Raw genomic sequence first — 22093 nt, 5'->3', positions numbered from 1 at the left:
TACAAGCCCGGGAGGAACATGCCATGCCGACTATCACCACGAGGCGTCGTCTGCTCGCTGGATCTGCAGCCGCGCTCGCGCTGCCCGCCTTCGCGCGCGCGCAAAGCGGACCCAAGCCGCGCCTGACCCTGATCTCGCAATGGTCCGCCGGCAGTGACGGCGCGGCGATCACGGCGCTCGGCAAGAAGTTCGAGGAGAAGGGCGGCGTCTGGCAGCACTCGCCGGTCCCGGGCTTTACCACGGAGATGATGAACAAGCTGCGCGCGCAGATCATGGCGGGCGATCCGCCGGCCTGTTCGCAGCTCAAGGGTCCCGAGATCGCGGCCTGGTCGAAGATTGCTCCGACCGTCAATCTCGATGCGCTGGTCGCGGCGGCCGGCTACGAGAAGGTCATCGCTCCCGACCTCGCCAAATTGCACAAGCCGGACGGCAAATGGATTGCGCTGCCGCTGCAGATCTACAGCACCAACATGCTGTTCCTTTCCAAGCGCGCGATGGACAAGGCCAATGCCGACAAGATCCCGGTCACATGGGCCGACTTCAATGCGCTGGCGGAAAAGATGAAGGCGGCAGGCGTGCCATATCCCGTCGGCAACGGCGGCACCCGCCCCGATGACGGACAGAAGTTCGAGGCCGCTCTCGCTGGCATCAGTCCTGCGGCCTATCGCGCGGCGATCATGAATCTCGACGAGAAGGCGCTGAAGGGCCCCGAGATCAAGGCGGCCTTCGCCCAGCTGCGCAAGATCGCCGACTGGATGGATCCGAACGTCGGTGCCCAGCACTTCTCCACCAACCTCAAACGCTTCATTGAGGCCGACATGGGCATGATGATCCAGGGCGGGTGGGCGCAGGGCGTGCTGCGCAACGCCGGCTTCAAGTTCGAGGACTTCATCATCGCGCCGGGTCCCAGCGACAATGGCAAACCAGTGTTCCTGCTGAATGCCGATGCCTTCATCTTCTGGCAGCGCAAAGACGCCGATCTGCAGGCCGGGCAGACGCTGATGGCGCAGCTCGTCATGGATCCCGCGATCCAGACCATGTACTCGCAGATCACGGGATCCATCCCGGTGCGGACCGATGTCGACCTGTCCGGGGCCGGCTGGTCGGATGGCCAGCGGCTGACCGCCGCGGCGCTGAAGGACGCCGTCGCCAGCAACCAGGCCGTGCTCAGCCTCGCCCACAACATGGCGCAGGAAAACGGCATGACCGCCGCGATGATCGACGTCATCACGGAATATGTGAAGAACAAGGCGATGACGCCGGAGCAGGGCGCGGCCCGACTCGGCGACGCGGTCGAGGGCGCACGTTGAACGGCGAGCTCTCCATGTCGACACGGCCAGGCCGGACCGCGCTGTCCGGCCTGCTGGGCCGGCTGGCCGAGCAACTGATGATCTGGGTGCCGCTGCTGCTTGCCGCGGGGCACCTGGTCTCGTTCGCGCTGTGGACGCTCTGGATCTCGTTCACGCCATCCACGCTGGTTCCGATGTCGGGCTGGGTCGGTCTGCGCAACTACACGGCCGTGCTGGCGTCGCGGAACTGGCAGATCGCCTTCAACAATCTCTTGCTGTTCGGCAGCGTCTTCGTGCTGCTGAGCCTGCTGATCGGCCTGCTGCTCGCGATTCTGCTCGACCAGCGCATTCGCGGCGAGAACGTGCTGCGATCGATCTTCCTCTACCCGCTGGCGGTCTCGTTCGTCGTCACCGGCACGGTTTGGAGCTGGCTGCTCAATCCTGGCCTCGGCATCGAGAAGCTCGTGCACGATCTCGGCTGGGCGTCGTTCCGGTTCGACTGGCTGATCGACCGCGACATGGCGATCTGGACCATCGTCATCGCCGCGGTCTGGCAGTCCTCCGGTTTCGCCATGGCGCTGTTTCTCGCCGGCCTGCGGTCGGTCGACAACGAGCTCGTCAAGGCGGCGCAGATCGATGGCGCCGGGCCGTTCCGCCTGTACGCCCGCGTCATTCTGCCGACGCTCTGGCCGATCACCGTCACTGTCGCCGTCATCCAGCTGCAGTTCGCGATCTCGACCTTTGACCTCGTCCGCGCGCTCACCAATGGCGGCCCGGGAATCGCCACCCAGCTGCCGGCGCTCGTCGTTTACGATCTCATGTTCCAGCGTAGCCAGCTCGGCCGGGGTGCGGCAGCGGCGGTGTTGATGCTGCTCATCCTGCTCGCGGTGCTGCTGCCCTATGCGGTGTGGCAGTCCATCCAGCGCCGACGGGGCGGTCATGCGTGAGCGCAGCGCCGGGCCAGGCCGGATCCTTATCTATCTCGTGGTCATTCTGATCGCTGCCGCCTATCTGGCGCCGCTGGTGGTGGTCGTGCTGAACTCGTTGCGCAGCAACGAGGAGATCGCGCAGGCCTCGATGATCGGCTGGCCGAAACATTGGGCCTGGAGCAACTACGCCGCCGCCTGGAGCGGCTTCTGCGTCGCCGAGACCTGTGCCGGCATCCGTCCCTACATGCTGAACTCGGCGCTGGTCACCATCCCGGCGACGATCATCTCCACCCTGCTCGGGGCGGTCGCCGGCTACGCCGTGTCGCTATGGCGCTTCCGCGGCGACAGCTGGATCTACGGCATCGTCACCCTCGGCCTGTTCCTTCCGCAGCAGATGCGGCTCTTGCCCTGGACCATCGTGCTGCGGGACATCGGGCTGATCAACACGCTTTCGGGCCTGGTGCTGGTGCACACGATCCAGGGCCTGTCCTTCACGACGCTGTTCTGCCGCAACTACTACGTCGCCGTACCGCGTGAGCTGATCAGCGCTGCGCGCATCGATGGCGCCGGGTTCTTCCGCATCTTCTGGCGCATCATCCTGCCGCTGTCGTCGCCGATCCTGATCGTCACGGTCATCTGGCAGTTCACCCATATCTGGAACGAGTTCCTCTACGGTGTGACGTTCACGACCGGCCAGCAGCAGCCGGTCACCGCCGCGCTGATCGCGCTTTCCGCGGCGATCGCCGACATCCCGCAGCACGGGGTGCAGAGCGCCGCGGTGCTGATCGCGGCGCTGCCGACGCTTCTGGTCTATTTCTTCGGTGGCCGATACTTCGTCCGCGGCCTTACCGCGGGCGCCGTCAAATAGGGATCCACATGTCAGCGCTCACCGTCCGCGATCTGCACAAGACGTTCGGCCCGATCGAGGTGCTGAAGGGCATCGGCCTCGAGATCGGCAAGGGCGAGTTCATCGTGCTCGTGGGACCGTCCGGCTGTGGGAAGTCGACCCTGCTCAACATCATCGCCGGCCTCGAGCGCCAGAGTTCGGGCAGCATCGAGATCGGCGGCCGACTCGTCGACGACGTCGCCCCGAAGGATCGCGACATCGCGATGGTGTTCCAGTCCTACGCGCTATATCCGTCGATGACGGTGCGTCAGAACATCACCTTCGGCATGGAATGCCGGCACGTGCCGAAGGCCAAGCAGGACGACGCCGTCGCCCATGTCGCGCGGCTGCTGCAGATCGAGCCGCTGCTCGGCCGCAAGCCGTCGCAGCTGTCCGGCGGACAGCGGCAGCGCGTGGCGATCGGGCGGGCGCTGGTCCGCGATCCCCTGCTGTTCCTGTTCGACGAGCCGCTGTCCAATCTCGACGCCAAGCTGCGCGTCGAGATGCGGATGGAGATCAAGCGCCTGCACCAGCGCATCGGCGCCACGATCGTCTACGTCACGCACGACCAGATCGAGGCGATGACGATGGCAACACGGATCGCGGTGATGCATCAGGGTTCAGTGCAGCAGTTTGCCGATCCCGACACGGTGTACCGCTATCCGGCCAATCTGTTCGTGGCGCGCTTCATGGGCTCGCCGCCGATGAACACCATGCCCGCGCGGCTCGAGGCCGAGAACGGCGCGCCGGTCGTCGTGATCGGCGAGGGCCGGCCGGACGAGGTTCGCCTGAGGCTGCAGGGTTACGATGCCGCGGCGCCCTTCATCGGCCGCGACGTGGTGCTTGGCATCAGGCCGGAATGCATCGCCGAGGGCAGCCGCGCATTTTCGGCAGACCCGCCGATCCTGGTCAATGCGCCGGTGGAGATGGTCGAGCCGACCGGTGCCGAGACCATCGTGCTGCTGCGCCTTGGAGGCGAGGCGGCCATGGCGCGGATCGCGCCGGACGTTCGTCCCACGCCGGGAGCCTCCGCGGCTTTTGCGCTCGACACCCGCCGCGTGTGCCTGTTCGACCCCGAGACGGAGCGACTGATCGCATGACACAAACGAGTTATTCAGGGCTGGCGGGACGCGTCGTCCTGGTGACGGGAGGCGCAAGCGGCATCGGCGCCGCGATCGTGCGCGCATTCGCGGCGCAGCAGGCCCGTGTCGCGTTCCTCGACGTCGATGCCGAGGCCGGCAAGGCGCTGGTCGAGGAAGCCGCCGTCGCGTCCGGCCACGCGCCGCTGTTCCTGCCCTGCGACCTGCTCGACATCGAGGCGCTGCGCGAGGCCATCGCCGAGGTGCGCGGCCGGCTTGGCGATGCCGCGGTGCTCGTCAACAACGCCGCCAACGACCAGCGCCAGGTCCTCGCGGAGGTGACGCCCGCCGAGTTCGACTGGATGATCGGCGTCAATCTGAAGCACGTCTTCTTTGCCGCGCAGGCGATCGTACCGCAGATGCAGGCCCGGGGCGGCGGCTCGATCATCAACATGTCGTCGATCGCATGGATGCGCGGCGCGCCGGGGCTGCAGGTCTATGCCGCGGCCAAGGCGGCGGTCGTCGGTTTCACCAACTCGCTCGCGCGGCTGGTCGGCCCCGACCGCATCCGCGTCAATGCCATTGCCCCGGGCATGGTGATCACCGAGCGGCAGCGCCGGCTGTGGTATCCGGACGAGAAGACCATCGCGGATATGCGGTCGCGCCAGATCATCCCCGATGCCGTGACGCCTGAGGACATCGCGCGTATGGCCCTGTTTCTCGCCTCCGACGACAGCCAGCGCATCACGCGCCAATGCTTCCAGGTCGACGCAGGTCTCGCCTAGGGCGGGCTCAGATTCAGGGTGAACGCGCAAGATCTGGCCAGCTCGCCGTTTCCTCAAGTCATGAAAAAGTAAGGGCGCCCCGCGAGGGGCGCCCTGATGTCGTGTCCGCCGATCGGTCGAGCTTGTCAGCCCGAGTAGTACATGTCGAACTCGACCGGATGCGGGCTCATTTCGAAGCGCTCGACTTCGGTCATCTTCAGCGCGATGTAGCTGCCGCGGCGTAGACGGTCGGGATCCGCTTGCGCTCCCGCTTCGCTACCGAGCATCTGCTAGCGCATGTGCGGTTCGTTGGCTGAATGCGGACCGATCGTCAGCGCAGGATTTGGCGTTCGCCGGAGTCGAGATAGTGAAAATGTGCGCGGGTCCAGTCGCCGTTCCTGAGAACTCCAGCGGTCCCGACCAAAGTCTCGGTTTTCGTCCCCGGGAGCTTGATCGCATTGATCAGGATGATCGCGTCCTCAGGAGGCGCCGTCGTTACAGCCGCTTCACGCGCTGCAGCGACAGATGCGGTCCAGGCGGCGGCCTGCCGGGCGGAGCTCGCGAAGCGCTTGGCGAACGCCCCTAGCGCATGATCGTAGATCGGCTGCATGCTGCTGACAGGATCGGTCGGGTACTCCGAATCGAAATAGGCGAGCGTTGCGGCGAGGTCGCCGAGGGTGTCCGGCGCAAGCTGGATCGCGGCAGCTCTGGCGCGCCGGAGCCGCGGATTGGTAAATATCAGGCCACCGGGCTTGGCGTCCTGCGCCTTCGCTGCAGCAATCGCTTTGCCGACGAAACGCAACCACCAGATGCCGATCTCGATGAGTTGAAGCCTGATGTTCTCCCGCTCTCGCACGAGGTCATCACGGTCAAGTTGCGCGAGCGTGGTCAGGCGGCCGCATTCGAGCAATCGGAAGCTGCAGGCGGCCGCCGCCGCACCCGCGCCGAGGTTGATCAGGAGCGCGGACGCACGCTCGTGATCCTCGAGCATCGCGTCGGTCAGCCCCTCGTTCACGATCGCCATGTCGAAGAGCAGGTTGGCAATCACCAGCCGCACCAGGGCGTGATCCTGATCTTTTGCGAATTTCGGCGCGGCGCTTCGTGGCACGTAGCTCGCTCCGCCCGCGGCGCTACCGAAATAGTTGAGGACCAGGGCGGCTTGCAACTGCTTCGCGCCGTCGGTGAGATGGGCGCAAAGTGAAAAGAACGGAGCCATCAGGCACTCCGCGCAGATCTGCTCGGTGGACGCCGCGAGCGCGTCGCCTGTGAGCGGTGCTGCGGCGCGGCGTTGGACCTCGCGAGGCGCGGCTGCCGCGAGCGATGCGCGCACCGCACCGTTACCCGCTGGCGTCGCGTAAGCGCTCTTCGTCCCGAAGAAATAGAGCCCCCGCAGGGCCGTGCCAGCGCGCATAACCGCGAGTTCGGGCGCCACAAGCATCGTGCGGTGTCCGCTGGAAGTGCTCAGGTCCCAGCGGATCCCGTCGCTCTCGGGAATCCCGGCGTTCAGTCTCTCGAACGTGATGCCCTCTTGTGCGCAGGTGGCGCGGGCCGCCACTTGGACCGGATCGGTCGCCTTGAAGCGGTCCTGGGTACCCTCCAGGTAAGCGATCCGCGCATCCAGCATCTTGTTGGCCGCGACGAGCCTGTCACGGGCGGCCTCGAGATCATTTTCCGGTTCGATTGGAAGCGGCCGAAGGCTGGGGAGCGTCCGCAGCCATGCTGCGTTGAGCGCGGTCATGTTGCGCAGCTTGAAAAAGCGGTCGTCGAGCGCGCGGATATCCGGATCGATGGTCTGGAAGCGGATGCGGTCGCGGATCGCCTCGGCACGCTCGGGCTCACCTTGCATGATGGCGAGAAACTCGTTGAAGATCACCAGATAGTCGGAGGCGCCCATTGCCTCGAGCCCGCGCCGGCAGTTGTCGAGCGCGGTCTCGTTCATGTCGCTGTTGAAGGCGAACTGGCTGTGTCCGCCATTGTTGACCTCGGCGCGATAATAGTCCGCGTAATAGCTCCAAAATGCCTCGGGCGCGATCTCTCCAGGGACGAGATAGGCGGATTCGAGCGCCCAGTTCACGAAATCGACGACGTCCTCGACGAGGTCTGCATCATTGGCGGCGCGATCGGCGTCCACCAGGATCTCCGGGGCGATCAGGCCTTGCGGATCGAACTCACGACCAACCTCGTCGTTCAGCAAGCCTTCAGTGCTCATGGTTGTGTTTCTTGGTCCGGAGGTATGGGTGCCCTTCTTCAATCATGTCACAATGCGCATGAAAACAAAAAAGGCGCCCCGCGAGGGGCGCCTTCGTGATCCGCCGATCTTTGCCGGGCCTTAGCCCGAGTAGTACATGTCGAATTCGACCGGATGCGGGGTCATTTCGAAGCGCGCGACCTCGGTCATCTTCAGCTCGATGTAGCTGTCGATGAAGTCGTCGTCGAACACGCCGCCGGCCTTCAGGAAGGCGCGGTCCTTGTCGAGGTTCTCGAGCGCCTCGCGGAGCGAACCGCAGACGGTCGGGATCTGCTTCAGCTCTTCCTTCGGCAGATCGTAGAGGTCCTTGTCCATCGCCGGGCCTGGATCGAGCTTGTTCTTCACGCCGTCGAGGCCGGCCATCAGCATCGCGGCGAAGCCTAGATAGGGGTTGGCGAGCGGATCGGGGAAGCGGACCTCGACGCGCTTGGCCTTTGGCGAGGAGGTGTAGGGGATGCGGCACGAGGCCGAGCGGTTGCGCGCGGAGTAGGCGAGCAGCACCGGCGCCTCATAGCCCGGGACCAGACGCTTGTAGGAGTTGGTCGACGGGTTGGTGAAGGCGTTGATCGCCTTGGCGTGCTTGATGATGCCGGCGATGTAGGACAGGCAGGTCTCCGACAGGTCGGAATACTTGTTGCCCGCGAACACCGGCTTGCCGTCCTTCCAGATCGACTGGTGGACGTGCATGCCGGAGCCGTTGTCGCCATAGACCGGCTTCGGCATGAAGGTGGCGGTCTTGCCGTAGATGTGCGCGACCTGGTGGATGCAGTACTTGTAGATCTGCATCTGGTCGGCCATCAGCGTCAACGTGTCGAACTTCATGCCGAGCTCGTGCTGGGCCGACGCCACCTCGTGATGGTGCTTCTCGACCTTGACGCCCATGCGGGCCATCGCGCCGAGCATCTCCGAGCGCATGTCCTGCACCGAGTCCTGCGGCGGGACCGGGAAGTAGCCGGCCTTGGTGCGGATGCGGTGGCCGAGATTGCCGCCCTCATATTCGGTGTCGGAGTTGGTCGGCAGCTCCGATGAGTCGAGGCGGAAGCCGGTGTTGTACGGCGAGGAGCTGTAGCGCACGTCGTCGAACACGAAGAACTCGGCCTCGGGGCCGACGAACACGGCGTCGCCCACGCCCATCGACTTCACCATCGCCTCGGCCTTCTTGGCGATGCCGCGCGGGTCGCGATTGTACGGCTCGCCGGTGGTCGGCTCGAGCACGTCGCAGGTGATGATCATGGTGGTCTCGGCGAAGAACGGATCGATCGTCGCGGTCACCGGGTCGGGCATCAGGCACATGTCGGATTCGTTGATCGCCTTCCAGCCGGCGATCGAGGAGCCGTCGAACATCGTGCCTTCGGCAAAAATGTCTTCGTCGATCATGCTGACGTCGAAGGTGACGTGCTGCCACTTGCCCCGCGGATCGGTGAAGCGGAGGTCGACGTATTTGACGTCGTTGTCTTTGATTGCCTTCAAGACGTCCTTGGCGGTCTTCATGAATACCCCTCTTGTCTGAAACGTCACGGCCCGGCGCGGGACGGCGTCCGCGGGTCATGCTCCATAGCCTCGCGCGGGGGCCAAGACAATATCGGAAACGCCAAAAGGGCCGCGTGCAAGCGCCTCGCAGAGGACACTCGCGCTGCCGTCTGGCTGCTGGCGCAGCAGATGTTCTCCCGGAGGCTTGGGGGCGGCGGCGCCGTTCCAAGCCTCCCGCAGAGCGTTTAGATCGCGTCCAGTCCGGATTCCCCGGTTCGGATGCGAATGGCTTCCTCGATGTTGGAGACGAAGATCTTGCCGTCGCCGATGCGGCCGGTCTGGGCCGCGCGGCGGATCGCCTCGATCGCGCGCTCGACGAGGTCGTCGCCGATCACGATCTCGATCTTCACCTTGGGCAGGAAGTCGACGATGTATTCGGCGCCGCGATACAGTTCGGCATGGCCCTTCTGCCGGCCGAAGCCCTTGGCCTCGGTGACGGTAATGCCCTGAAGTCCCACCTCCTGAAGCGCCTCCTTCACCTCGTCGAGCTTGAACGGCTTGATGATGGCTTCAATTTTCTTCACTGAGCGCCTCCCGGGCATTCCGCTATAAAAAACAGGTGGGTCATCGTCAGGCTGCGCCCAATACGCAGGTCTCTCGATCGTTTCGTTACCGGACCTGACACTCTCCGGTGGAGGCCGGTGATTGACAGCCTGTGTTGCCCCGTGCCGAAGTGGCTCCACAAAAGCAGGGTCTATGCCAAGTCCTTACCGAGCCTGAATCGAGCCGATAATCCGGCATTTCGCGATTGCCCGACGATTCCCTCAGGGAGTGCCCAGAATACCGGAGCCTTGAGATTAGGCAAACAGATGAAACGTTGGGCAGGTGTGGACGGGGCGATCGCGCCTTGGCGGAAATGCCCAGTGAAAAGGCGGGACTGCCGAATTCTGCACCCCTCTGTGGGGCCGGCACGCTCTTGGAAGTTGCCTTCGGGCGCGGCAATAGGAGATGAGGGATCAGCGGCGCGTTCCGGCTTGGGAGCCACGCGCCGACGTCCCACGGAGCATCGCGCAGCCGGCGGACATCGGCTGCTGGGGACATGAGTTGCCATGGAAGTCTTGACCACGAGCGAAATGGAGCGGGCCGACCGGCTGACGATCGCAGCCGGCACGCCGGGCTTCTCGCTGATGCTGAGCGCCGGCCAAGCGGTGGCCGAGGCGGCGATGGACCTGGCGGAAACTGGGCCGATCCTGGTCGTCTGTGGCCCCGGCAACAATGGCGGCGACGGTTTTGTCGCGGCGGCCGAGCTCGCCGCGCAGGGGCGCGACGTCTCGGTGATCCTGATGTGCGAGCGCGATGCGCTGCAGGGCGACGCGGCGTCCGCCGCCAAGGGCTGGAAGTTTCCGGTGCTGCCGTTCACGCCGCAGGCGATCGGCAGGCCGGCCCTGATCATCGATGCGCTGTTCGGCGCCGGCCTCAGCCGTCCGGTGACCGGCGAGCCGCATGACGTCATTGCCGCGATCAACGCCAATGGCGCGCCGGTGCTGGCGGTCGACCTGCCGAGCGGCATCAACGGCACCACGGCCGCGGTCATGGGCATCGCGGTCAGGGCGACCGAGACCGTGACCTTCTTCCGCAAGAAGCCGGCGCATCTGCTGCTGCCGGGGCGGACCCATTGCGGCAGGGTCCGGCTCGCTGACATCGGCATCGCCCCGCAGGTGCTCGGCGAGATCGGCCCGCAGGCGTTCGAGAACGACCCCGAGCTGTGGCACGGTGGTTTTCCCGTGCCGCGCATCGACGGTCACAAATATGCGCGGGGCCACGTGCTGGCGATGTCCGGCGACGTGACCGCCACCGGCGCCTCGCGGATGGCCGCGCGCGCAGCTCTGCGGGCAGGCGCAGGCCTCGTCACGCTGGCCTCGCCGCGCGACGCGCTGGCAGTGAATGCGGCGGCGCTGACGGCGGTGATGGTGCGCGCGGCCGAGACCGCGATCGACTTCGGCGAGCTGCTCGGCGACAAGCGCTACAATACCTGCATCATCGGCCCCGGCACCGGCGTCAGCGAACGCACGCGCGACCTGGTCTTCACCGCGCTGACCGCGAAGCGTCATCTGGTGCTGGATGCCGATGCGCTGACGAGCTTTGCCGATGCGCCCGAGCGGCTGTTCGAGCAGATCAGGGCGACACCGGACGCGCAGATCGTGCTGACGCCGCACGAGGGCGAATTCCCGCGGCTGTTCTCCGACCTCAGCAACAAATATCCGGGCCGATCCAAGCTCGAGCGCGTGCGTGCGGCCGCGGCACGCTGCGGCGCCGTGGTGCTGCTGAAGGGCGCCGACACCACGGTGGCCGCGCCTGACGGCCGCGCCGCCATCGCCGCCAACGCGCCGCCTTGGCTCGCCACCGCCGGCGCCGGCGACGTGCTCGCCGGCATCATCGCGGGAATGCTGGCGCAGGGCGTGCCGGCCTTCGAGGCTGCCTGCATCGGCGTCTGGATGCACGGTGAGGCCGGATCGGAGGCGGGGCCGGGGCTGATTGCGGAGGATCTGACCGAGACGCTGCCGGCGGTGTTCCGGCGGCTGTATGACCGGTTGGGGATCGAGTATTGATCAGGGCCGAGCCGTTGCCCAGCAAACATTGTCATGCCCGCGAAGGCGGGCATCCAATACGCCGCGGCTTCTCAGTATGATCACAGACGTCTCGGCGTACTGAATCGCCCGGTCAAGCCGGGCGATGACAGTTGAGGGTGCGGAGACGTCTTCGCGTCTCGCTCGCGCCGATTCGATTCACGTCACCTGATACTTCGCCACCGCGCTCTCGTTCCACGCAAGGCCGAGACCGGGGCCTTTCGCCGTGACCTTGCCGTCGACCACCGCGAGCGGGTCGGCCAGGATGGCGCCGGCGAAATCGAGCACTTCCAGCCAATGCGCTGACGGCGTCACCGGCAGCACGTGCGCGCTGGCTTCGGGCAGGATGTGGCTCGACATCGGGATCGAGGCGCCGTCGGCTTGTCCTGCGACGTTGAGCCAGCCGGTAATGCCGCCGACCTTCATCAGGTCGGGCATGATGAAGTCGGAGGCGCCGGCGGCGATCGCTTCCGCGAAGCCGCGCGGAAACCACCAGTTCTCGCCGGCCTGGATCGGGATCTCCGAGCGCTCGCGCACCCGCGCATGGCCGGAGAGATTTTCCTGCGGCACCGGCTCCTCGATCCAGGTCAGATCGAACTCCGCAAGGGCGGTAATTCGGCGTGTCGCCTCAGCGGGATCGAGCGACTGGTTGAAGTCGAGCATCAGCCTCACATCAGGGCCGAGCAGCGCGCGCAGGCCCTTGATCATCGCGACGTCGGTGGCGAGATCGCCATGGCCGCCCTTGGTCTTGATGGCGCGGAAGCCGTGCTCGTCGCAGGCGATGCGCAAGGTGCGCTGGTCATCCCTGGCGTCGAGCACGCCGTAGCTGTCATAGGCCGGGATCGGGCGCGCGGTGCCGCCGAGCAGCTCGACCACCGGCTTGCCCGCGAGCTGTCCCAGCGCATCCCAGAACGCCATGTCGAGGCCGGAGACGGCCATGCCGATCAGGCCCTGCCAGCCGAGCAGGCGGAATTTGGCGTCCATCAGCTTCATCAGGTCGAACGGCACCAGGGCCTTGCCGGCGAGCTCGCGGCCGATCTCCTCGACCAGCAGCACCAGCGGTTTCAGGGCGAGCCTGCTGTAGGCGAACAGGTAGGAATGGCCGGTCACGCCCTGATCGGTCGCGACGTCGATCAGGACCAGCGGCCCGGTGTCGATGACCCCGAAGGCGTTGCGAAGCGGGCGCTTCATCGGGGTGACGACGGCGCGCGCGGTGACGCCGGTGATGGCAGTCTGGGTCATGGGACTTCTCCCTGGTTCGTTTCCTCAACCAATCTCATACCACCGCAAAAGCCGCGGCGCCGCCCACTCCGTGGCCATGCTCTCGATCAGAAACCGTCCGGCGGCCTCGGCCTGAAACGCGATGCGCTGGGTCTGGCCGGCCTCCAGCGCCAGCGTGTCCAGCCAATATGGCTTCCAGCCATCGTCGAGCCGGTCGAGCAACCGGAACGGCTGGCCGTGCAGATGCGCCACGGTGGTGCCGGCCGTCTTGTTGGCGAGCGCCAGCACGACGGTGCGGCCGGCCTTGGCCCGGAACGCCGGGGCAGCACGAGCGTCGAATTTCACCGGGATGCGCCAGTCGGCGCCGTCGAGCGCAATGTCGGCGCGAACCGCGTTGCGCAGGTCGAGCTTGTCCGGCAATCCGTTCGCGGGCAGGGCGGCGGCGGGCGGCAGCGGTGTGGCGCGGAGCGGCGGCTCGCCGGACAGCGTCAGGCGCGCGATCGGCCGCGCATCGCGGCCGTCATGCAGCAGCACCGGCAGCGGAGCCTTCGCGGGCATGTCGATGAAGACGTCGGTGCGGCCGCCCGGCGGCAGGACCACGGCGCCGTTGCGGGCCAGGAACGGCTCCGCCGGCTGGCCGTCGATCGCCATCACCCGGGCGGCCTCCAGTTCGGCGATTTTGACCGCGATCACAGCGCGCTGGCAGCCGTTGATGAACCTGAGCCTCACCCGCGCACCGGCCCGCAGCGCGAGGTCCGGCTGAACTTCGCCGTTGACGGTATAGATGATCTCGGCGTCCCTGGCGTCTGCGCCCGGCGCGACGGCGGTGCCATCGCTCTTGAGCCGGAAGTCTTCGATCAGGAAAACCTCGTCACGGTCGGCGGTTACCGCGGGACTTTCATCGACGACGATAGCGAGCGGCCGGATCGGCGCGGCGGCGCCGTCGCCGAGCAGCCGAAGGTCGAGCAGTCCGGTCCCGGCCCGCGCCGCCGCCGCTGCAATGGTGAAACGGCCGCCGGGGCCGGCCGCAGGCTGCACCAGCAGCGGTGCGGCCATGGCGAGGCCGCGGCCGGCCAGCGCGGCCGGAATCGACAGGCCGTTCGCCAGGGTGAGATCGAGCACGGCGCCACGCGCCAGGCGCAGCACCCGGCTGCCTCCCGCCAGCCCCCAGACCGGAGAGGGCGGCCGGCCGGAGCGGAGTGCGACAGATTCGGGCCGCGCCTCCAGCGCCACGGACATCCGTTCGGCGGCCGGCGCTGCCTGCGGCCAGGAGGCGGCGCAGGCTGCGGCAAAGCCGCCGAGCACGGCACGGCGGCTGAGCCCTTGCGAGGCCTGCGTCATGCGACAAAACATTGTGCGTTGAGGGGGATGCGGATCATCTCGTTTTCCCTTATGTGTGCCGCGAGCTTGGCCGATAGGCCGGCCGCGGGCGCCGTCGAGGCCCCATTTTTTTGCTGCGGACGGTTTCGCGCATGGTATAAGCCGCGCCGCCCGCGGCATCGCGGCCGGGCTATCGATGCAGTTCACGCGGGCGTGGCGGAACTGGTAGACGCGCTGGATTTAGGTTCCAGTGACGAAAGTTGTGGGGGTTCGAGTCCCTCCGCCCGCACCAAGCGCTACCTCAGCGTTTGCCCAAAGTTTCACGGCGCACTCGTTCCCCGGACATGGGGAGCGGGGGCACCGATCCCACCGGCGCAAGGCTCGTTGCCGCGCGTCGTCCACAATTGAATCAGGTGTGTTCGGATCGCAAGGGTCCGGACCGAAGCGGAAGAAGATTGACGCCATGCAGGTCACAGAAACCTTGTCGGAAGGCTTGAAGCACGAGTTCCAGATCAGCGTTCCCTCGGCGGATCTCGACGCCAAGGCGGATGCCAAGCTGGTCGATCTGAAGGACAAGGTCCGCATCAACGGCTTCCGTCCCGGCAAGGTGCCGGTGGCGCACCTGAAGAAGATCTACGGCAAGTCGGTCATGGCCGAGACCATCGACCAGACCATCCGCGACACCAACACCCAGATCTTCACCGAGCGCGGCTTCCGTCTCGCCACCGAGCCGAAGGTCACGATGCCGACCGAGGAGGCCGAGGTCGAGAAGATCCTCTCCGGCCAGTCCGACCTGACCTACACCGTGGCCATCGAGGTCGTCCCCGCGATCGCGCTGGCCGACTTCAAGACGTTCGCGGTCGAGAAGCCGGTCGCCGACATCACCGACGCAGATGTCGACGAGGCGATCAAGCGCCTGGCCGACGCCAATCGCAGCTTCGCCGCGAAGGCCGACGGCGCGAAGGCCGCGAGCGGTGATCGCGTGAAGATCAACTTCAAGGGCACGATCGACGGCGTCGCCTTCGAGGGCGGCACCGGCGAGGGCATCGATGTCGTGATCGGCTCGAACACCTTCATCCCCGGCTTCGAGGATCAGCTGGTTGGCATCGGCGTCGGCGAGACCCGCACGCTCAAGGTCTCGTTCCCGGCCAACTATCTGAACAACGAGCTCGCCGGAAAGGCCGCGGAGTTCGAGACCACCGCGACCGCGATCGAGGCGCCGGAGGACAAGGTCGTCGACGACGAGTTCGCGAAGACGCTCGGCCTGGAATCGCTCGACAAGCTGAAGCAGCTGATGCGCGACCGTCTCGCCGGCGAGTTCAGCCAGGCGACCCGCCAGCGCGTGAAGCGCGCGCTGCTCGACCGCCTCGACGAGACCCACAAGTTCGATGCACCCCCGTCGCTGATCGACGAGGAGTTCAACCTGATGTGGAACTCGGTTCAGGCCGAGATGAAGTCCAGCGGCAAGACCTTCGCCGACGAGAACACCACCGAGGACAAGGCGAAGGAAGAGTATCGCACCATCGCCGACCGCCGCGTGCGCCTCGGCCTCGTGCTGTCGGAGATCGGCGAGAAGAACAAGATCACCGTGACCGACGACGAGGTCAGCCGTGCCGTGATCGAGCGTGCGCGCTCGATGCCGGGCCGCGAGAAGGAGGTCTGGGACTTCTACCGCAGCAACCCGCAGGCGCTCGCGCAGCTGCGCGCGCCGATCTACGAGGACAAGGTCGTCGACTTCATCCTCGAGCTCGCCAACGTGACCGAGAAGAAGGTCTCCAAGGACGAGCTGTTCAAGGACGACGAGAACGACAAGGCGGCCTGATCCGGCCACCTCTGGTCGGGTTCGCGACATAAGCGCAGGATTAAGGTTGACCGGCGAAAGCGCCGGTCGGCCCGGTTCCGGCGCTGGCCGTCGCCGCGGGAATCAGCTTGAACAGGACAACGACCTCGCTCGCGGCTCGCCACGGTCACCGGTCTTGTCACCGGGGAATTGGTCCATATCTGTGGGCTCGGTCTTGAAGTTCTGCATCACGGGGCCACTGTCCGTCGCTGCTCGCTGAACGAGCCTCACCTGCGGCGGCCGGTCGTCTTCAACTGCTGGTCCAAACCTTGGGTGATTCATGCGCGATCCCGTCGAAACCTATATGAACCTTGTGCCCATGGTGGTCGAACAGACCAACCGCGGTGAGCGCGCGTACGACATCTTCTCGCGGCTCCTGAAGGAGCGCATCATCTTCGTGACCGGTCCGGTCGAGGACGGCATGGCGACCCTGATCGTCGCGCAGCTGCTCTTCCTCGAGGCCGAGAACCCGAAGAAGGAAATCGCGATGTACATCAACTCGCCGGGCGGGGTGGTGACGTCGGGTCTGGCGATCTACGACACCATGCAGTTCATCCGGCCGGCGGTGTCGACGCTGTGCACCGGCCAGGCGGCCTCGATGGGCTCGCTGCTGCTCTGCGCCGGCCACAAGGACATGCGCTTCTCGCTGCCGAACTCCCGCATCATGGTGCATCAGCCGTCCGGCGGCTTCCAGGGCCAGGCGACCGACATCATGCTGCACGCCCAGGAGATCCTCAGCCTGAAGAAGCGGCTCAACGAGATCTACGTCAAGCACACCGGCCAGTCCTACAAGGCGATCGAGGACGCGCTGGAGCGCGACAAGTTCCTCACGGCGGAGGCCGCGGCGGAATTCGGCTTGATCGACAAGGTGATCGACAAGCGGCCGGAGGATACGGGCCAGATGACCAAGGCGTCTTGAGACGTTACGGTCTGATGGGGCCCGGTTCGCCCCGGACAGGTACTGAGGTGCGGCCCGATTTGGCCGCAACCTCGCCGTGCGCCTGTCGAACAGGCGTGGCAAACGCGCAACGTTCCTTCGATTTCGCTGGCGCTCACCGTGTCAAGCCCTAAAATCACGGTAATGTCACGGTCTAGGGTCTGTGGTCCGATTAGCGAATTCTTGATAGTCGGATGACAGCATGATTGGCTAGAGTGCCCAGTTATGGATCGTGGGGGATTCGCGTAGGCCGTGGTGCACGGCGGGTGAAGAACAAGGTCTTAATTTTGGTACGAAATTTGCTCTTTCACCAGGCTGGTCCGGCCCGTGCCGGACTGGAACGAACGAGCGGACAAGAGCGAACCGCGGACGGAGACAGGAATGAGTAAGGTCGGCACGAGCGACTCGAAGAACACGCTGTATTGCTCGTTCTGCGGCAAGAGCCAGCACGAAGTCCGCAAACTGATCGCAGGTCCCACCGTCTTCATCTGCGACGAATGCGTCGAACTCTGCATGGACATCATCCGCGAGGAGAACAAGTCCTCGCTGGTCAAGTCGCGCGACGGCATCCCGACCCCGAAGGAAATCTGCAAGGTTCTCGACGATTACGTCATCGGCCAGAACCATGCGAAGAAGGTGCTGTCGGTCGCCGTTCACAACCACTACAAGCGGCTCAACCACCAGACCAAGCACTCGGACGTCGAGCTCGCGAAGTCGAACATCCTGCTGATCGGTCCGACCGGTTCGGGCAAGACGCTGCTCGCGCAGACGCTCGCCCGCATCCTCGACGTGCCGTTCACGATGGCGGATGCGACGACCTTGACCGAGGCCGGCTATGTCGGTGAGGACGTCGAGAACATCATCCTGAAGCTGCTGCAGGCCGCCGACTATAACGTCGAGCGTGCGCAGCGTGGCATTGTCTACATCGACGAAATCGACAAGATCAGTCGCAAGTCTGACAATCCCTCGATCACCCGCGACGTGTCGGGCGAGGGTGTCCAGCAGGCGCTGCTCAAGATCATGGAAGGCACCGTCGCGTCGGTGCCGCCGCAGGGGGGCCGCAAGCATCCGCAGCAGGAGTTCCTGCAGGTCGACACCACCAACATCCTGTTCATCTGCGGTGGTGCGTTCTCCGGCCTCGAGAAGATCATCTCGGCACGCGGCCGCTCGACCTCGATCGGCTTCGCCGCCCAGGTGCTGGCGCCGGAAGACCGCCGCACCGGCGAGATCTTCCGTCACGTCGAGCCTGAGGATCTCTTGAAGTACGGCCTCATTCCGGAATTCGTCGGCCGTCTGCCGGTCGTGGCGACGCTCGAGGATCTGGACGAGACCTCGCTGAAGAAGATCCTGACCGAGCCGAAGAACGCGCTGGTGAAGCAGTATCAGCGGCTGTTCGAGATGGAGAACATCGAGCTGACCTTCGCCGACGAGGCGCTGGGCGCGGTGGCTCGCAAGGCCATCGAGCGCAAGACCGGCGCGCGCGGCCTGCGGTCGATCCTCGAGAGCATCCTGCTCGAGACGATGTTCGATCTGCCGGGTCTGGAAGGCGTCGAGGAAGTGGTCATCTCGCGCGAGGTGGTCGAAGGCACGGCCCGTCCGCTCTACATCTACGCCGATCGGTCCGATCGTGCGGTGGAAAGCAGCGCCAGCGCGTGACGCGCGCTGGTACGATAGACAGAAGACCTCGATTTATCAGTTCAGCGATCGCTGCGGACGACATGTCCGCGGCGTCGCAGCGTTTCAGTATCCCGCCGCGTAAAGCCATTTTTGGCGGGTGTTTACCGATACTTGACACCCCCCGGGTCGATAGCCACCTAATGTCGCGTGGCGATACACATCTCAATCCCGGGATTCGCCTCACCATACGATCCGAAACAATCCGACGATTCGATGCGTCGGTGAAGTCCGGATCAGATCGCACCTTGTGGCGGTTGCGCACGATGGCGGACTGCGTGCAAGGGGGCTAAACAAAAGGAACAGGCCATGACGACCCCCAAACCCCGGCCGACCATCGTTTACGGCGAGAGCCACGCCTATCCGGTTCTGCCGCTGCGCGACATCGTCGTCTTTCCGCACAACATCGTTCCGCTGTTCGTCGGCCGCGAGAAATCGATCCGCGCCCTCGAAGAGGTGATGAAGAACGACGCGCTGGTGATGCTGGCGACGCAGAAGAACGCGTCCGACGATGATCCAGCTCCAGAGGCGATCTACGAGACCGGGACGCTCGCCAGCGTGCTGCAACTCCTGAAGCTGCCCGACGGCACCGTGAAGGTGCTGGTCGAAGGCCTGGAGCGCGCGCGCGTCGAGAAGTACACCGATCGCGCCGACTACTACGAGGCCACCGCCGTTGCGCTCGAGGACACCGATGCCAAGTCGGTCGAAGCCGAGGCGCTGGGCCGCTCCGTCGTGTCGGACTTCGAGAGCTATGTGAAGCTGAACAAGAAGATCTCCGCCGAGGTCGTCGGCGTCGTTCAGTCGATCACGGATTTCGGCAAGCTGGCCGACACCGTTGCCTCGCATCTCGCCGTCAAGATCGCCGATCGCCAGGGCATCCTGGAGACGCTGTCCGTCACCACGCGCCTGGAGAAGGTGCTAGGCCTGATGGAGAGCGAGATCTCGGTGCTGCAGGTCGAGAAGCGCATCCGCTCGCGCGTGAAGCGCCAGATGGAGAAGACCCAGCGCGAGTACTACCTGAATGAGCAGATGAAGGCCATTCAGAAGGAGCTGGGCGACGAGGACGGCCGTGACGAGCTGGCCGATCTGGAAGAGCGCATCAACAAGACCAAGCTCTCCAAGGAAGCACGCGAGAAGGCCCAGCATGAGCTGAAGAAGCTGCGCCAGATGTCGCCGATGTCCGCGGAAGCGACCGTCGTGCGCAACTACCTGGATTGGCTGCTGTCTATACCGTGGAACAAGAAGTCCAAGGTGAAGAAGGATCTGGAGGCTGCGCAAGCGGTTCTGGATGCGGATCACTATGGTCTGGAGAAGGTCAAGGACCGCATCGTCGAGTATCTCGCCGTGCAGTCGCGCGCCAACAAGCTGACCGGCCCGATCCTGTGCCTGGTCGGACCTCCCGGCGTCGGCAAGACTTCGCTCGGCAAGTCGATCGCGAAGGCCACCGGCCGCGAGTTCGTTCGCGTGTCGCTGGGCGGCGTGCGCGACGAGGCGGAGATCCGCGGCCATCGCCGGACCTATATCGGCTCGATGCCCGGCAAGATCATCCAGTCGATGCGCAAGGCCAAGACCTCGAATCCGCTCTTCCTGCTGGACGAGATCGACAAGATGGGCTCGGACTTCCGGGGTGACCCGTCGTCGGCGCTGCTGGAGGTCCTCGACCCCGAGCAGAACACGACGTTCAACGATCACTATCTGGAGGTCGACTACGACCTGTCGAACGTGATGTTCATCACGACCGCGAATACGCTCAATATTCCCGGTCCGCTGATGGACCGCATGGAGATCATCCGCATCGCGGGCTACACCGAGACCGAAAAGCTCGAGATCGCCCGCAAGCACCTGATCCCCAGCGCGATCTCCAAGCACGGCCTGGACTCGAAGGAGTGGTCGATCGACGACGACGCGTTGCTGCTCGTGATCCGGCGCTACACCCGCGAGGCGGGCGTGCGTAACCTGGAGCGTGAGATTTCCACACTGGCCCGCAAGGCCGTGAAGGAGCTCATGATGTCCAAGAAGAAGTCGGTCAAGATCACCGAGAAGACCGTTGAGGAATTCCTCGGTGTTCCGAAGTATCGCTTTGGCGAGATCGAGAGCGACGATCAGATCGGCATCGTGACGGGCTTGGCCTGGACCGATGTCGGTGGCGAGCTGCTGACGATCGAAGGCGTCATGATGCCCGGCAAGGGCAAGATGACGGTGACGGGCAATCTGCGCGACGTCATGAAGGAGTCGATCTCGGCGGCGGCCTCGTTCGTCCGCTCGCGTGCGATCAACTACGGCATCGAGCCGCCGTTGTTCGACCGGCGTGACATACACGTCCACGTGCCGGAGGGGGCGACCCCGAAGGACGGCCCCTCGGCCGGCGTAGCCATGGCGACGACGATCATCTCGGTGATGACCGGCATCCCGGTCCGTCACGACGTTGCGATGACCGGCGAGATCACCTTGCGTGGTCGCGTCTTGCCGATCGGCGGTCTGAAGGAGAAGCTGTTGGCTGCGTCCCGCGGCGGCATCAAGACGGTGCTGATCCCGGAGGACAACGCCAAGGATCTCACGGAGATTTCCGATGCGATCAAGGGCGGCATGGATATCATCCCGGTCGCCCGTCTCGACGACGTCGTCGCCCGGGCCCTGGTCCGCAAGCCGGTGCCGATCGTCTGGGAAGAGGACACCAAGGTGCCCGTGAAGGCCGATGGCGACGAAGCCGCCGGCGGCCTGACCGCCCACTGAGGCCAGAACCCATCCAAGGAAACGGCGCCCGAAGGGGCGCCGTTTTCGTTTCAATGCTCGGAAGTCTCTGACCGCTTTGGTCGGCAGCCCACCGCCGGGGCCAACGCGGCTTTCCGCCTCGTGGTGCGGTTCCGGCGTTGATTGCGGGTCGGGCAGGGGGTAAAGAAGCGCGACGTGAGGGCGGCTAGCTCAGCTGGTTAGAGCATCTCGTTTACACCGAGAGGGTCGGGAGTTCGAATCTCTCGCCGCCTACCATCGCCGCGGAGGCCGGCGACAGTTTGCAGCGTCCGTGCTGCCGTCATCAATTTCGTGAAGATCACCGGGGTGCCGCGACTGCTGCCTGCCTGTCGTCCGGCCGCAGATGAGTCTGCGTCGCGCCGCCTCCTGCTGCCTCCGGTCATTCGATGAAGGTGTTTGCGACCCGGCGGGAGCGCATGACGTAAGGAATTGAAACGGCGGTGATCGTGCTGGCTATGAACAGCCTCGCGTCGCGTAATCCGATAGAGATGAAGTCAACCACCGGATGGTTGAATGTGTTGGACGCTGCCGTCGCTTCTGTCAGCAACAAGCCAATGGGCAGCAGAATGAGGCAGATCATCTGGGCCACGAACATGCGCGGAAAATGCCGTGAGTGAGTGAAGAGCAGCACCGTCGTGAAGATGCAGAAGGCGATCAATGCGACGTTGAGCGCGACTTGCACCCAGATTGGGATCGCGGAAGGCTCCGAAAGGCCGTCTCGCAAAGACAAGCCAAATTGAGCGAAGCTCATCACGTAGCGCGCGCTACTGGCGAGCTGGCCGTAGGCAAGCAGCCCCAGCCAACCTTCTATGCCTCGCGGCTCACGCGCGCTCTTGCTCAGATCGGTCCTTGTTTTCCCGAAGATGGTCGAATTGGTTTCGATCGGCAGGCGCGTTGATAGCGCTGGTTCTGATTGCCGCGGCTGTGAAGGCATGAGCCGACTTGCAATCTCCTGCACCTGAGTTCGAAGCTTTCTTCGCCTACCATTTTCTCCCAGATCACTCGATAGGTTCTCCATTTTGGGCTAGCTTTCAGCTGTGCTGTTTGCACAGACTTTG

Annotated in this window: 17 protein-coding genes and 2 tRNA genes; 12 read left to right on the top strand and 7 right to left on the bottom strand. The window is 65.0% G+C overall.

Going from position 1 to position 22093, the window contains the following annotated elements; genetic code table 11:
• Nucleotides 1-23 precede the first annotated feature (23 nt).
• Genes ACQR1I_RS31015 through ACQR1I_RS30995 form a run of 5 tightly spaced genes read left to right on the top strand, consistent with a single transcriptional unit; the run spans nucleotide 24 to nucleotide 4968 of the window.
• Nucleotides 24-1310, top strand: a complete 1287-nt coding sequence (locus tag ACQR1I_RS31015; protein ID WP_434870048.1) for an ABC transporter substrate-binding protein — start codon at nucleotides 24-26, stop codon at nucleotides 1308-1310.
• Nucleotides 1311-1324: 14 nt separating this feature from the next.
• Nucleotides 1325-2236, top strand: coding sequence for a carbohydrate ABC transporter permease (locus tag ACQR1I_RS31010; protein WP_434870049.1), 912 nt, complete (start codon nucleotides 1325-1327; stop codon nucleotides 2234-2236).
• Nucleotides 2229-3086, top strand: a complete 858-nt coding sequence (locus ACQR1I_RS31005; RefSeq protein ID WP_434870050.1) for a carbohydrate ABC transporter permease — start codon at nucleotides 2229-2231, stop codon at nucleotides 3084-3086. The genes ACQR1I_RS31010 and ACQR1I_RS31005 overlap by 8 nt, the downstream gene beginning before the upstream one ends.
• An 8-nt stretch (nucleotides 3087-3094) precedes the next feature.
• Nucleotides 3095-4204, top strand: a complete 1110-nt coding sequence (locus ACQR1I_RS31000) for an ABC transporter ATP-binding protein (RefSeq protein WP_434870051.1) — start codon at nucleotides 3095-3097, stop codon at nucleotides 4202-4204.
• Complete coding sequence (locus tag ACQR1I_RS30995) at nucleotides 4201-4968, top strand: SDR family NAD(P)-dependent oxidoreductase (protein ID WP_434870052.1); 768 nt, start codon at nucleotides 4201-4203, stop codon at nucleotides 4966-4968. Before ACQR1I_RS31000 ends, ACQR1I_RS30995 begins: the two co-directional genes overlap by 4 nt.
• Nucleotides 4969-5093: 125 nt before the next feature.
• Here ACQR1I_RS30995 and ACQR1I_RS30990 read toward each other — a convergent pair whose 3' ends face one another.
• From ACQR1I_RS30990 to ACQR1I_RS30975, 4 genes are all read right to left on the bottom strand, one after another.
• Entirely contained in the window at nucleotides 5094-5234 is a 141-nt protein-coding gene (locus ACQR1I_RS30990) for a hypothetical protein (RefSeq protein ID WP_434870151.1), read from the bottom strand.
• Nucleotides 5235-5278: 44 nt separating this feature from the next.
• Nucleotides 5279-7141: a DMP19 family protein gene (locus ACQR1I_RS30985; protein ID WP_434870053.1), complete on the bottom strand. Its 1863-nt coding sequence runs from the start codon at nucleotides 7139-7141 to the stop codon at nucleotides 5279-5281.
• A gap of 135 nt (nucleotides 7142-7276) precedes the next feature.
• Nucleotides 7277-8686 (bottom strand): type I glutamate--ammonia ligase, encoded by a 1410-nt coding sequence (gene glnA, locus ACQR1I_RS30980; RefSeq protein ID WP_434870054.1) that lies wholly within the window; start codon nucleotides 8684-8686, stop codon nucleotides 7277-7279.
• Between the two features lie 224 nt (nucleotides 8687-8910).
• A complete protein-coding gene (locus ACQR1I_RS30975) occupies nucleotides 8911-9249 on the bottom strand; it encodes a P-II family nitrogen regulator (protein ID WP_009027873.1) in 339 nt (112 codons plus the stop codon).
• A gap of 525 nt (nucleotides 9250-9774) precedes the next feature.
• Between ACQR1I_RS30975 and ACQR1I_RS30970 the strand changes: the two genes are divergently transcribed.
• Entirely contained in the window at nucleotides 9775-11274 is a 1500-nt protein-coding gene (locus ACQR1I_RS30970; protein WP_434870055.1) for an NAD(P)H-hydrate dehydratase, read from the top strand.
• 177 nt (nucleotides 11275-11451) lie between these two features.
• On the opposite strand, the gene ACQR1I_RS30965 is transcribed toward ACQR1I_RS30970, so the two are convergent.
• Both ACQR1I_RS30965 and ACQR1I_RS30960 read right to left on the bottom strand, forming a co-directional pair.
• A complete protein-coding gene (locus ACQR1I_RS30965) occupies nucleotides 11452-12534 on the bottom strand; it encodes an enolase C-terminal domain-like protein (RefSeq protein ID WP_434870056.1) in 1083 nt (360 codons plus the stop codon).
• 24 nt (nucleotides 12535-12558) lie between these two features.
• Complete coding sequence (locus ACQR1I_RS30960) at nucleotides 12559-13866, bottom strand: multicopper oxidase domain-containing protein (protein WP_434870057.1); 1308 nt, start codon at nucleotides 13864-13866, stop codon at nucleotides 12559-12561.
• Between the two features lie 174 nt (nucleotides 13867-14040).
• Between ACQR1I_RS30960 and ACQR1I_RS30955 the strand changes: the two genes are divergently transcribed.
• The 6 genes from ACQR1I_RS30955 (at nucleotide 14041) to ACQR1I_RS30930 (ending at nucleotide 21272) form a co-directional block, all read left to right on the top strand.
• Nucleotides 14041-14125, top strand: a tRNA-Leu gene (locus tag ACQR1I_RS30955).
• A gap of 171 nt (nucleotides 14126-14296) precedes the next feature.
• Nucleotides 14297-15655 carry a trigger factor gene (tig, locus tag ACQR1I_RS30950; RefSeq protein ID WP_434870058.1) on the top strand — a complete coding sequence of 453 codons (1359 nt, stop codon included), beginning with the start codon at nucleotides 14297-14299 and terminating at the stop codon, nucleotides 15653-15655.
• A gap of 298 nt (nucleotides 15656-15953) precedes the next feature.
• On the top strand, nucleotides 15954-16592 hold the full coding sequence (locus ACQR1I_RS30945) for an ATP-dependent Clp protease proteolytic subunit (RefSeq protein ID WP_434870059.1): 639 nt from the start codon (nucleotides 15954-15956) through the stop codon (nucleotides 16590-16592).
• A gap of 399 nt (nucleotides 16593-16991) precedes the next feature.
• Nucleotides 16992-18266 (top strand): ATP-dependent Clp protease ATP-binding subunit ClpX, encoded by a 1275-nt coding sequence (gene clpX / locus ACQR1I_RS30940; RefSeq protein ID WP_015666504.1) that lies wholly within the window; start codon nucleotides 16992-16994, stop codon nucleotides 18264-18266.
• A 327-nt stretch (nucleotides 18267-18593) separates the two neighbouring features.
• Complete coding sequence (gene lon / locus ACQR1I_RS30935; protein ID WP_434870060.1) at nucleotides 18594-21017, top strand: endopeptidase La; 2424 nt, start codon at nucleotides 18594-18596, stop codon at nucleotides 21015-21017.
• Nucleotides 21018-21195: 178 nt separating this feature from the next.
• Nucleotides 21196-21272 (top strand) — tRNA-Val (locus ACQR1I_RS30930).
• A gap of 142 nt (nucleotides 21273-21414) precedes the next feature.
• Here the strand turns inward: ACQR1I_RS30930 and ACQR1I_RS30925 are convergent.
• Nucleotides 21415-21993, bottom strand: coding sequence for a DUF2569 family protein (locus ACQR1I_RS30925; RefSeq protein ID WP_434888862.1), 579 nt, complete (start codon nucleotides 21991-21993; stop codon nucleotides 21415-21417).
• Nucleotides 21994-22093: the final 100 nt, after the last annotated feature.

The organism is Bradyrhizobium sp. HKCCYLS2038 (assembly GCF_051167655.1).
In the GTDB taxonomy this organism is placed as follows: Bacteria; Pseudomonadota; Alphaproteobacteria; order Rhizobiales; family Xanthobacteraceae; genus Bradyrhizobium.
The sequence above is the reverse complement of the archived record's forward strand: the minus strand, read 5'-3'. Positions and strand labels throughout refer to the sequence as shown.

Bases quoted from the DNA above. Each gene is read 5' to 3' on its own strand.
- glnA (WP_434870054.1), bottom strand. From the start codon at position 8,686: ATGAAGACCGCCAAGGACGTCTTGAAGGCAATCAAAGACAACGACGTC.
- tig (WP_434870058.1), top strand. From the start codon at position 14,297: ATGCAGGTCACAGAAACCTTGTCGGAAGGCTTGAAGCACGAGTTCCAG.
- ACQR1I_RS30995 (WP_434870052.1), top strand. From the start codon at position 4,201: ATGACACAAACGAGTTATTCAGGGCTGGCGGGACGCGTCGTCCTGGTG.
- ACQR1I_RS30960 (WP_434870057.1), bottom strand. From the start codon at position 13,866: ATGTTTTGTCGCATGACGCAGGCCTCGCAAGGGCTCAGCCGCCGTGCC.
- ACQR1I_RS31000 (WP_434870051.1), top strand. From the start codon at position 3,095: ATGTCAGCGCTCACCGTCCGCGATCTGCACAAGACGTTCGGCCCGATC.
- ACQR1I_RS30965 (WP_434870056.1), bottom strand. From the start codon at position 12,534: ATGACCCAGACTGCCATCACCGGCGTCACCGCGCGCGCCGTCGTCACC.
- ACQR1I_RS30990 (WP_434870151.1), bottom strand. From the start codon at position 5,234: ATGCTCGGTAGCGAAGCGGGAGCGCAAGCGGATCCCGACCGTCTACGC.
- ACQR1I_RS31010 (WP_434870049.1), top strand. From the start codon at position 1,325: ATGTCGACACGGCCAGGCCGGACCGCGCTGTCCGGCCTGCTGGGCCGG.
- ACQR1I_RS30945 (WP_434870059.1), top strand. From the start codon at position 15,954: ATGCGCGATCCCGTCGAAACCTATATGAACCTTGTGCCCATGGTGGTC.
- ACQR1I_RS31005 (WP_434870050.1), top strand. From the start codon at position 2,229: ATGCGTGAGCGCAGCGCCGGGCCAGGCCGGATCCTTATCTATCTCGTG.
- ACQR1I_RS31015 (WP_434870048.1), top strand. From the start codon at position 24: ATGCCGACTATCACCACGAGGCGTCGTCTGCTCGCTGGATCTGCAGCC.
- lon (WP_434870060.1), top strand. From the start codon at position 18,594: ATGACGACCCCCAAACCCCGGCCGACCATCGTTTACGGCGAGAGCCAC.
- clpX (WP_015666504.1), top strand. From the start codon at position 16,992: ATGAGTAAGGTCGGCACGAGCGACTCGAAGAACACGCTGTATTGCTCG.
- ACQR1I_RS30970 (WP_434870055.1), top strand. From the start codon at position 9,775: ATGGAAGTCTTGACCACGAGCGAAATGGAGCGGGCCGACCGGCTGACG.